This window comes from Flavobacterium sp., from assembly GCF_004295795.1.
Taxonomy (GTDB): domain Bacteria; phylum Bacteroidota; class Bacteroidia; order Flavobacteriales; family Flavobacteriaceae; genus Flavobacterium.
Genome location: NZ_SEBR01000005.1, coordinates 226,051 through 238,983 on the forward strand (window position 1 = coordinate 226,051; position 12,933 = coordinate 238,983).

The following is a 12,933-nucleotide window of genomic DNA, read 5'->3' on the forward strand; positions in this document are numbered from 1 at the left end:
TTCCAGCGTATTTGGCATTATATAAGCACTCTCAATTTGCGGATTTCCTAACGTTTCGAGTTTCGGAAATTCTCATCCTGTCACCCCAATTTGTTAAAACTTGAAATCTTAACTTATTCCCAAAACAACTCTCGGGAAATTACATACTTTCGCCCCACCAAGACAAACCGGGACTTGCTCCCAACCCTAAGAAATTTGATTTATTGCCGACCGGGCCTTACCAACCTATCCGGACTTATTGACATCAATTAATGACAATAGATAAACAAATTTCGATTCATGATATCATTCCGCACAAGCCGGAAGCTGCTGCCGTTATTGGGGCTGCTTCTACCATTACCCGCATTTTCCCAGGACATCCAATGGGAAAGATCTTATGGCGGCAAACACGCTGACTATTTGTTCGATGCCGTGCCTACGGCCGATTACGGTTTTATCCTGGCCGGAAGTTCGCTTTCCGGGAAGAGTGGGAACAAGACTTCCGCGAACAATGGCAACCTCGATTATTGGATATGGAAGATGGATGAGAAAGGCGAGGCGGTTTGGCAGAAAAGCTTTGGCGGCTCGGGAATCGACCTTTTGCAGAGCATCCGGCTCACCCGCGATGGCGGCTTTATCCTTGCGGGAACATCGAACAGCCCGAAAAGTCAGGACAAAACTGAGGACAGCAAAGGCGGAAACGACTTCTGGGTCATAAAACTCGATGCCGGCGGTGGCGAAAGATGGCAGAAGACCATCGGCGGCTATGGATCAGATCAGTTGGTAAATGCCGTACAGACGCGCGATGGCGGTTTCCTTTTGGCGGGTACTTCCTCTTCGGATGCAAACGGAGACAAGTCCGACAAGTGCCGAGGCGGGAATGACATTTGGCTCGTAAAACTTGACAACGCCGGCAGCGTAAAATGGCAGAAGACTTTCGGGGGCGCTTTCGACGATGAGCTGCGAAGTGTCGTGGCAACTTCTGACGGCGGCTATCTGGTTGGCGCCTATTCCACTTCATCCGAAACGGGAGACAAACTGGGCAAATGTTTCGGCGCCGGAGATTTTTGGCTCCTGCGACTCGACGATAAAGGTGATGTGATCTGGCAGCAAACTTTTGGTGGCGCGAAAGACGATGAGCTCAAGACCGTTATACAAACGAACGACGGAAATTTCATGGTTGCTGGCTACTCGAATTCGGGCGCTGGCTTCAACAAAACGACCTCGAGCCGTGACGGAAGCGATTTCTGGGTCTTGAAAATCGATACCGATGGACAAAGCCTCTGGCAGGAAAGCTACGACTTCGGGAAATATGACGTGCTGACTTCGATCATCGAAAATACCGACGGTACGCTGCTAATCGCCGGACACGCCAAATCTGATCCCGGAAAGGCGAACGACACCGAAGGCACGAACGATTACATCGCGCTCAAAGTGGCTGCTGACGGACGCGAGATTTGGAGCCGTACCCTTGGAAGTGATGGCGAGGATGTTTTGTACAAACTTGTCGAAACCCGCGATGGCGGATATCTTTTGGCGGGCACTTCAAATCCAGAAGCTGTAAAAAAATCCAGTTCGCGAAAAGGAAGTAAAATCAAAAAAGGACTGGCGAAAGTGAGCAACGGACAGCATTTGGCTGTTGCCGACAAAGCCCAACAACAGATGGACGGGTATGTAAATGACACGCGATCATCGGTCAACGATCATTACAAAGAGCAGACATCGGAACTTTCGAATTCGGTGAACGACGCCTTGGGTCAGAAAGACGGCCCGGCGAAGTTCAGCGTCGGCGGGCCAGGCGATTTGCTAAAGGGCAGAAGTGGTGAAAACGCTGGAAAAAGCGAAGCTTCCGGAAATGCACAAAGTGGAGCTACTTCCAAAAAATTGCCGGCTTCGAGACAGAAATCCAACAACCTTGGCAAGACTGACTTTTGGGTCGTGAAACTCAAGGACAAGGATAAGAAAGAGAAGCCTAAAAAGAATATTGAGGCTTTCCCTAATCCCACCGCTGAATACACGAATGTCGTCGTAGGATATGAATTCGATAACGGAACCGCAACAGTGTTCGACATCAGTGGACGACAGTTGCAAAGCTTTCCGATTTCCGAACAAACCGTCCCCGTTAATCTTCAGGGCTTGCCTGAGGGAATTTACATCGTGAATATCAGGACGAATAAGTCTGATGATTCTGTGAAGGTGATGAAGACTCAAAAATAGTGTAAATAATCTTCTCACCACAGCACCAACAATTCAAAAATCTTATCTAAAATACTTTCTATGAATATCCATATGAAAATTAATTTTTGTTTTAAGGTCGCATACATCTCGCTGATGATTCTAATCACCGGTGAAAACAGTGCGCAAGCGAACAATTCAATCAACTCTTTTAGCCCTGAAACATCAATTCCTTCCTCTCCGGAAACAGCATTACTACTGCGATTCGGACAAACGCCGGTTAATTACCATAATGGTACCGCCAATATTTCCATTCCGCTGTATAGCGTCAAGTCGGGAAACCATCAATTACCACTGACCCTTTCTTACCACTCTTCGGGAATCAAGGTTGAGGATGAAGCTACCTGGGTTGGACTGGGTTGGAATTTTCAACCGGAAGCCACCATTTTCCAAGAAGTCAGAGGTATGCGTGACGGGCCCGGTGGTGATACAGGTATCTCTGTTTATGCAAACGATATGGTTACATTCAAACAGAATCACCTTCCACCAATTTCGATCGACACATACTATTCCACTTACCAGATTGGAAAGGAAACAGGAGCTGGTGAATGTATGGAAACGCCGAGCGGCTATAGCACTCAAGGATATATAATCCAACAATTGGAGCAAGGGAAGTGGCAGCCGGATATTTTCCATTTCAATTTGGGGCAGTACTCCGGAAAATTTTTCCTGCACCCAGAAACAACCGTTCCAATTTTGCTAGAGAGCGACGCGGAAATCAAATTTAGTTCGAACATAGCCGGACTCAATAGCTTCTCTCTTACCACGCCCGATGGAACAGTCTATACGTTCGGAACCAACGGAGTCGAAGAGGCCCACAGGAATGGCATGGCTGATGTTTCCGGCTATACCTTCAAAGTTACCCAAATCATGTATCTGGACGGAAAATCATTCACTTTCTCCTACGAGGACGAGCAAACTTTAGTGTTTAATTATTCCGAGTCGTCATTTGTCAATGATGCGATTTATCACCAGCCAACCCAGTCAACAGTTGATTGGACAGTCCAAAATAAAAAGAGATTGAGCCAAATACGATCTGCAGAAGAAATTGTTGACCTTGTCTTCGAGAACAGGGAGGATTTGATTCCGGGCTCGCAACAGCCGGCGCCAAAGAGACTAAAAGGCCTTCTTGTCTCATCGCCTGTTACTTCTGCACCCATAAAAGGATTTGACTTTAGTTATTCCTATTTCGTAGCTGGGCCAAGCGGCGGAACTGCAAATTTACTTTATCCTATCGCCAACAATTCAACAACGCTTACCAAAAGGCTAAAACTTGAAAGTATCAGAGAAGTTGGATATGTGAATGGTCAGCCAGATACTTCCCAACCTCCTTATGTATTTACATACAACACTACTGCACTACCCTCCAAACATTCATTTTCGAAAGATTTGTGGGGCTACTTTAATGGTAGAGACAACTCATCACCTCTTCCCAACCTAAGACCATTCGGTTACGAGAAGCAAAACGTTTATTTACTCGGTCACGTCTACAACCCAACTTATTTTTCCTATCCGTACACGGGTTCAAACCGGTATACTGACAATTTATACGTTCAGGCCGGAATCTTGACGGGCATAAAATATCCAACGGGGGGATCAACAGAATTTACATATGAATCAAACGTTTTTGAGAATCAATTCATTTTTAATGCTCAACAGCTGATTGACGGAAATAATAGCAGGTCGGCACTTACCGACTTAAATTATCCTACAGAGCAGTATAGCGCTGTTTTTCAACTGCATGAAGCCACCACATTGAAAATAGCTCTCACATACTCCGCCGGCGTTCAAGGTGCGGCGCATAACTTTGCCCTTACACAATTCTGGAACGGCGCCACCATTATGTTAGTTACTAAAGTTGGGAGTATCGAAACTACGATAAAGGAATGGCGTCTTAAAGAGCTTCAGCCGTCTTTCCAGACCTTCGAAAGTACCGGTCTCTATATGACTAATGTTGAGCATACCATTTCGAGTACTAATCCAGCGACGAATTATTACCTAAAAGTAATTAGACCTCTGATATCTCCATACAATTTCCCAAGCCCATACTCTCATAACGTCAAAGCGGATCTTAGTTACTTTTCAACATATGGAATGGATCAGTCTAAGAGTATAATGGGCGGAGTACGGATAGCCGAAATAAAAAATTTCTCGTCTACGAACGTTTTGGCATCTCGAAAAAAACTCAAATATTTTGGTGGAAAGTTACTCAACAAGTTCAACCCACTTCAAATCAGTTTCGTCAACAATAAAACAGGGCAGGGAACAACAAATGGCGTAGGCGTGGAATATATTGGTTTTCACAAACGAATATTCATCTCATCAAGTGACCTTGGAATGGGCGGAGACGCAGCAGTAGGATACGATCGTGTTGAGGAAGAAGAAATAGGGGAAGCCAATGCAACCAATGGGAAGACAATTTACAGTTTTTACAATACCGAATCTTATATTACAAATTCGGGTCTTCCATTCATAAGAAATGTTTGGAATGGCAAATTGGCTTCAAAAAAACTAAAAGATAAAAATGACCAAGATATCCAAACCACAAATTACGGTTATCAAGATATTTCGACGCTACCCAATTATTATTCCCTTATCATAAAAAGATTGGCTGTGGGTGCTCTTACTCCTTGCAGATGGAACGCAAACTACAGCAATGGTACGAACATCCAAATATTTTATCCAACATATGGCCCGGTTTCCGGGAGTATGAATGAATTCGTATCGTGTGCCCTGAATCCATCAAGGATAATCCAAAGTTCGGAGACAACGACACAGAATTTTCCTGGAGATGTAGTGACAAATTCGAGTGCCATGCAATATAACGAAAACGGTACGCTAAAATCAAGAACAATGACTTCCTCAATCGGTGAGACGTTGCTTGAAAAGTATTTTTATGCATCCGACACACCTTTTCTTCAACCAGTCGAAGCCACAATGATTGCGAGCAATGCGATTTCGCTTCCGTTGAAAAAAGAGAGCTATCGGGGATCAGATCTGATCGCGTCCGAAAGAATGGAATATGTAAGTGACGGAAGCACAAATTTCCTTATTCTGCCAAAACGTTTCTATTCTGCCAAAGGCAACGCGAATCTCGAGCTCAAGATGACATTCGACAAATACTCCCCTAGAGGAAATATCAGACAATTCACGCCGACCGGAGGAGTGACGACCTCGTTCATCTGGGGTTATTCAGATACGAAACTGTTGGCGCGGGTAAACAACTATGAATACGACGCCATAAGTGTATCTATACGAAACAACCTGAATACCTATTCGTCAACGAACTACAGTGAAGTCAATTTGAGGAATGAGTTGACCAATCTTAGAGCGTCGCTCCCTACGGCAATGGTCACGACTTACATCTATACTCCCGGTGTCGGCGTGAAGGCAATCACGGATCCGAAAGGAGACTTCTCGACTTACATATACGACAGTTTTTCCAGACTCAAGGAAGTAAGAGATAAAGACGGAAAGATTTTGTCTGAAAGCGAATACAATTACCGACCAAACTGAACATAAAGATGAAGAAAATAGCACTCCTATTGTTGACCTTACCGATGTTTATGTTTGGTCAGACAGTTACCGAGAATTTTGTTTCGACGAAGATTTACAAGGAAGAAACAACTAATTCAATATCTAACCCGCAACCCAACCAAGCCTCTCAGAATATTACCTATATGGACGGCTTAGGACGGCCAATCCAGACACTGGCAAGAAAAAGCTCTGCCAACGGCAAAAATATCGTGTCGCACATAGAGTACGACGCTTTCGGGAGACAGATTTTCGATTTTCTTCCCTATGAAAGCCAAAGCACTTCACTTGATTTTGAAAGCTCAGCCTTTTCAGGCACTCAAGGTTTCTACAGTTCTTTCCGTGAAGGCACTACTAACCCGACTGCTCAGAAAGAATTTGATGGCTCACCCCTGAACCGCATACTGAAACAGTCTGCGCCCGGCGACCCTTGGACTATGGGGCAAGGACATGAAACCAGATTTGCCTATGATACCAATCTTGACGATGACTATGTTAAAATTTTCTCCGCGCAAGCCACCTGGAGCGGTCAGGAAGGCAAATACTTGATCTCATTTTCCGCAACTGGCACTTCAGAATACGCGCAAGGGACACTCTACAAGAATATTGTCCGCGACGAAAACTGGACGATCGCCGATGATCCTGACCATTCTACGGAGGAGTATAAAGATAAAGAGGGAAAAGTAGTTCTAAAACGAACGTTCGAAAATGGAGATCCACACGACACATACTACGTCTATGACCAGTTCGGAAACCTGACTTACGTTTTGCCTCCCAAGACGAAACTCTCCAGCTTGTCAGGCCAACTCGACGGCCTGTGTTATCAGTACGTTTTTGACCAACGCAATAGGCTGGTGGAAAAGAAGCTCCCAGGAAAACAATGGGAATTCATTGTCTACGACAAGTTGGATAGGATAGTTGCAACTGGCCCTACCTTTTCCCCTTTTCCTGACCTGCCCAACCAACAGGGATGGATCATAACCAAATACGATAAGTTTAACAGGCCGATCCTCACGGGATGGATTGCCGCAAATTTCATAGCATCAAGCAGGTCGGCCCTCCAACAACAATATGACTCCGACTCTGTTTTCAGTGAAACAAAGATCGGAAACGGGACACCGAGCACCGTTTACTCAAGCAATGCACGTCCACAGAACGGCTATGCGTTGCTCAGCGTGAATTACTACGACGAATACGATTTTCCTCAAGCGCCAGCAATTCCAACGCAAATTCTAAGCGACGGTAGTCAATCCGTCTATTACAATCAAGTTACAAGGCCAAAGGGCGTGCTAACAGGTAACTGGATCAGGATTTTGGAGACCTCTATAGCCCATAGAGCGGAAGTTACTAGCGTCTTCTACGACAATAAGGGTAGGGCGGTAGCAGAGCACAAAACGAACTATTTAGGCGGATATACCAAAACAGAGAGAAAAATAGATTTCTCTGGCAAAACAACGATTACGGAAATCCGTCATAAACGCTCGGCCTCAGCATCCGAACTTTTTACAAAAGAAACTTTCATCTACACCGATCAGGATAGGTTGCTTTCCGGTATGCACCAGATTGGAGCAAGCGGAACTCCGCAACTTATCTCGTACAACGCTTACGACGCCTTAGGCTCTCTTGACTACAAATTGGTAGGTGGAACTAGCGCCACGGGAGCAAACAGGTTACAGAACGTCAATTACGAATACAACGTCCGCGGTTGGCTCACCGCGATAAATCGTGAGCAGGCTTGCGATCGCTGTCCTCCGGACGACGACCTATTCAGGTTCGAAATAAAATATCAGAACCCGAGCAACCTGCATAACGACGTTAAAGCGCTCTACAACGGCAATATCAGCGAGACCTATTGGAAAGGTACAGGTTCCCCAGTCTGGAGAAAATATGGCTACGCTTATGACGGACTAAACAGGCTTACGATGGCACATTACCAAAAAGTTCACGAGACGATGCCGAACGGAAACTACGATGAGATGATATCATACGACAAAAACGGCAACATCGAGACGCTCTACCGCAAAGGGGACATCGACGCCGCGAACTATCCGATCGAAATCGACGATCTCAGTTACCACTATGCGCCCGCATCAAACAGACTCCTGGACGTTGGGGATTCGACGGCAGACCCGTCGGGTTTCAAGGATGAGGGAGACGATTTGACCATGGACTACGACTACGACGCCAACGGCAACATGACCAAGGATGACAACAAGGGTATCACCTCGATACGTTACAATCACCTGAATCTTCCCGTGGAGATCAACTTCTCCACCGGGTATAAAATACAGTACACCTATAATTCATCAGGGGCAAAAGTCCTTAAAAAAGTCATCGCTTCAGGAAGCCCGATTGAAGTCGATTACCTCGACGGTTTCCAGTACAAGGATGCCAAACTCGAATTTTTTCCGCATGCCGAAGGCTATGTACGAAACACGTTGGCCAACGGCGCAGATAACTTCAACTATGTGTTCCAATACAAAGACCACCTGGGGAACGTCAGGATGAATTTCGCATTGAATCCGAACACCCAACTGCTGGAGGTCTTGGACGAAAGCCATTACTATCCGTTCGGACTCAAGCACAGCAACTACTCAACCGACCGCAAGGATTTCCGGGAGGAACAATCTTCCGTCGTGCTGAAGCTCCTTCCCGGCAATCCTCCCGTTGGGCTGAATTTGCCTTTGGATTATAATTATAAGTACAATGGGAAGGAATGGCAGGATGAGCTGGGGCTTAACTTCTATGATTATGGAGCGAGAAATTATGACCCTGCCATTGGGAGGTGGATGAATATTGACCCGCTGGCGGAGAAATTTACTAATATCTCTCCTTTTGCATATACCGCAAACAATCCCATTTTATATATAGACCCAGATGGAAAAGATATTTATTTATATTATACTACAGAGGGAAACTCAAAAAAGGACGATACAATGTTTTGGCAAGCAGCATTAACTCGGGCGCGTGATTTTATAAATAGTGGGGAAACAGATTCTAATGACATTTTTAGAATAACGAGAGTAAAGGACTTGGCCTCAATTAAAACAGATGCAGAATCATTTATCGCTAAAAATTCTGAAAAATATGGAAAAACTAAAGAATTTGGAGTTTGGTCTCACGCAGGAACGGATGGCCCAGTGGGAACCGCAGAAACATCTAAAAATGCACTTAGTTTAATGGAGAATAGGCAAATGTCGCTTGAGGGATGGGCTGACATAAAATTCAACTGGGCAGAAAATGCAAGAGCATTTTTCTACGGCTGTCAGACCAGTGTAGACCCAAGTGGAGAAAAGAAAGGCTTTACAACAGAAGTTTCAGGTTTAAGCAATTTCAAAGATGTTTCAGTGTTTGGTCAAACTTCTTACACGTATCCATCAATGTATGCAAATTCGCGCCGTCCTTCTTCAAATCAATTAAATGGTATATTTGGTAAAAAAGGAGAACCGACATATATAGTTGCTGGAAACCGATATCAACAACCTTGGATAGGTTGGTTTGGTAATAAGCATTTTGAGTCTTTCAGAATGACTGAAAGTAAAAATGGGCAGTTAATAAATAACTAAAGGATGAAAAAACGATTCGTTACAAAAAAGATTTTATATGTGTCTAGTTGCATTATTTTCGTTTTACTGGTTTATATTAACATAAATAGTCATATAGAGTCCATTCTATGGAAATCTAATTCATCAAACAAGATTTCTGATGAACTTAACTTTAAAAATGATGTTAGAATTGAAGGAAAAGAAATTCTCTTTCGAAATGAAAAATATGGTTTTGTAATTTTTTGTTTACATAAGTATTTAATTGTTACAAATGGTGAAGGTCAATTGTGCATTTACTCAAATAAAGGCAAGAGTAACTAAAAATCATACACAACAAGGTTAATGTTCCAAAATAGCGTGTATCAAACGTGTGGTTTTCTCTTTCCTAAAATATAATCTACTGAAAACGAAATAAAAAATAGTTTTATGCTTAAAAAGAGCGGTAGTACCTATCGCTCTTCTTATTTTTAATTGGCAATGCATCAAACGTGTGGGTTTTGTTTTTTCAAGACTTCCTATGAAAACCAAAACGTGAAAAAGCATTTTTTAAACTCCTCTCAACCGAAGAAAGCACATCCCTCAAAACAGCACGGCTTCACGCCTACACAACCCTAAGCATATCGTTAGCACAGTTCGCGGCGCATCAAGGCAAAAGCGTAGAAGAATAATCATTCTTCAGAGCGCTACGAGTTTGCCTTGCGATATGAAGCTCCCAATTCGCTCTACAACGACGTAAAACCGCTCTACAATGGCAATATTTCCGAAACGTACTGGAAAAGTGCCGGTGCCGAATGGCGCAAATACGGATACGAATATGACGCCATGAACCAGCCTGCTCGACTCCCATTACCAAAAAGTGAGCGAGGCCATGCCAAACGGCAACTACGATGAAAAGCTCATCTACGACCGCAACGGCAACATCACCGAACTGCTGCGAAACGGCGACATCGACGCCCCGAACATGGCCTGGGAAATCGACAACCTGCAATACACCTACGAGCAGGATTCCAACAAACTGCTTTCGGTCACGGACAGCTCCACCGACCCATCGGGCTTCAAGGACGTTGTAGATGAAACCGATGACTACGACTACGATGCCAACGGCAACCTTACTTCCGACCTCAACAAAGGCGTCGTAAAGATCAATTACAACCACCTGAACCTGCCCAAGACAATCGCGTTCTCGAACGGCAACCAAATCGTCTACCATTACAACGCCGACGGCGAGAAAGTATTCAAGGAAGTGACCGAGGGAACGGTGATCTCGAAAGTCGACTACCTGAACGGTTTCCAGTACCTCAACGGCCTGCTGCAGTTTTTCCCGACACCGGAAGGCTACGTGCGGAACACCTCGATCTCGGGGGCCAACAACTACAACTTCGTGTTCCAGTACAAGGATCACCTGGGGAACATCCGGATGAACTATGCCGTCGATCCGCGGACCCAGGAACTCAAGATCGTCGAGCAGGACCATTATTATCCTTTCGGGTTGAAGCATGCCAATTACCTCGATGGCAAGAAGACTTTTCAGGAGGAGAATCTGGCTGTTGTTTTGAAGGCGCCCGGGAATCCTCCTCCGGCTGTTATTTTGCCTTTGGATTATAATTATAAGTACAATGGGAAGGAGTGGCAGGATGAATTGGAACTTAATTTTTACGATTACGGAGCGAGAAATTATGACCCTGCAATTGGACGGTGGATGAATATCGACCCGATGGCGGAGAAATCTCGACGTTTTTCTCCGTATGTTTATGCTTTGAATAATCCTGTTTACTTTATCGACCCAGACGGAATGCAAGCCACTCCTCCAGATTGGTTTGTAAATAATAAGACAGGCGCAGTGGTTCATGTAGAAGGCCAATCGAAACTAACGCAAACTGTAGCGACAGCCATCGGAGCAGGGGATGCCAAAAATTACGACCGCTTAGGTGCTGATAATATGTTTGGAGAAAAAGTTATTGTCAATGGTGTTAATATTCGTAATGAAGGTCCCATGTCAATCGAAAATCCAGAAAAATTTATGGATAAACAGGGTTATGATAAAGCTGAAAATGTCACTGTTCAGGAAACTGAATATAAGTCTGGAGGACGCATGGGTGAAGAAAACATAACGCATACAGTTTCTGACTTAAAACAAATAGGTCAAACTAAGGTTACATATACTAAAGATGGAACTTTAAATCAAAAAGATATTTTGAATAAGGAAACTTCAGGTGGTAGGCTTTCTTCAGTCTCATCTGTGACATATAACGTGAATAAAACACCAGGTACTGCGAATAATGATAATGCTTATTTTTATTCTAATAAAACCAACAATGCTAATAATGCTGGACAGGCAGCAACATTCGTTGATAATCTGGTGAAAGTTATTAAAGCAATAATTAAATAATATGAAAAAGATGCTATTACTTTTATTATTGTTACAGTTTTTTATCTCCTCCTGTGACAACAGAAACTTTCTTATTGAAACTTCAAATAAAAATTTTGAGGCTTATAAATTAGACTTTGATGCGAAATTTTTTGATCAATTTCCTAAAAAAATAACTTCGCCTTATACCGACATTATTTCAAACACAAATAGAAGAAAAAATGACATCGGATTATTTTTATATGAAAACGATGTGCCTCTTAACAAGATAAATCAGTTTAAGCAAAGGGTTTTGAATTCTGCGATTGCAACCTACAAGGCTACTGATACATGTTTATTAGTGGTTAATCGTTTTGAAACTGAGGAATCATATAAAAGTTTTGAACGTGTTTCTTCCATAGATAGTTTGCAAATAGATAGAGATTGCGCCATAAAAAACTATCCTGTACCTAATTTTATCAGTTCAAATTATTCTGCTACTAAAAACAAAATTAAACTCGATGAAAGTTTCGATATATACGTTTTTGAAGCAAAATCGGGAAATAACTTTCCTAATTACACATTGCAACCATCTCCTCAAATGCCAAAAAAATGGGGAAATGGTTATTCAAAGGGTGTTGCTATAAGTGAAAAAAAAAAGTAATTATTTATTGGAGTATCATTTGGTGACGAAATTTGACATTTTTGAAGATATACAATAATATTTCCTCCGCTGGAGTCTCGCTCGTGACCAAATAATCAAATGAGAGCGACCATCTAATAGGAAATGTATCAAACCACACCTCACCGTGTGGTTTTCTCATTCAATCCCTCAATCAAATATGCCAACCCGCCCTTTCGATATTCCAACTCCCAATTATCCCTATTGTCAATTAACGTTTGCAACGCGCTTCGGTTTAGCGACATACAAACCAGTCGAATGAGCTTTTGAAGATGAGCCTTAAATTTCGCTTCGTTCATGTTGGAACAGTCGGTTTCCAATAAGGCAAGCTCGGCGGGATTAATCCGTTCGCTCACAACCTCATCATCGGCTTGGTCACCTTTCCGCATTCATGAATTATGACAAGGTAGTGGCGCGAAGTTGTAGCTAAACCGCAATGGCATTGACGGCACCTCTTGTGTGAGTTTTTTAATTTTGGAACTTTTCACACAGATTTGAACTGCACCCAAAAAGTTAGACACAATTTTGGGGTATCCTATGGAAAGAAAAGTAAAGCACAGTTATGATTTTAAGCTCCATTGTGTCGAAGAGGTCTTAAGGGGCCGATCTGC

At 43.4% G+C, this 12,933-nt stretch carries 5 protein-coding genes; all 5 read left to right on the forward strand.

What is annotated here, in order from left to right; translation table 11 throughout:
* Positions 1–279: 279 nt before the first annotated feature.
* Positions 280–2,196 carry a T9SS type A sorting domain-containing protein gene (locus EOO49_RS06575; protein WP_290843942.1) on the forward strand — a complete coding sequence of 639 codons (1,917 nt, stop codon included), beginning with the start codon at positions 280–282 and terminating at the stop codon, positions 2,194–2,196.
* A 60-nt stretch (positions 2,197–2,256) separates the two neighbouring features.
* The gene (locus EOO49_RS06580; protein WP_290843944.1) at positions 2,257–5,730 is read left to right on the forward strand and encodes a hypothetical protein; all 3,474 of its coding nucleotides are present in this window, start codon (positions 2,257–2,259) and stop codon (positions 5,728–5,730) included.
* A gap of 8 nt (positions 5,731–5,738) precedes the next feature.
* The gene (locus EOO49_RS06585) at positions 5,739–9,314 is read left to right on the forward strand and encodes a DUF6443 domain-containing protein (protein ID WP_290843946.1); all 3,576 of its coding nucleotides are present in this window, start codon (positions 5,739–5,741) and stop codon (positions 9,312–9,314) included.
* A gap of 835 nt (positions 9,315–10,149) precedes the next feature.
* Positions 10,150–11,682: an RHS repeat-associated core domain-containing protein gene (locus EOO49_RS06590; protein WP_290843948.1), complete on the forward strand. Its 1,533-nt coding sequence runs from the start codon at positions 10,150–10,152 to the stop codon at positions 11,680–11,682.
* A gap of 1 nt (position 11,683) precedes the next feature.
* Entirely contained in the window at positions 11,684–12,304 is a 621-nt protein-coding gene (locus EOO49_RS06595) for a hypothetical protein (protein ID WP_290843950.1), read from the forward strand.
* The last annotated feature ends 629 nt before the right edge of the window (positions 12,305–12,933 follow it).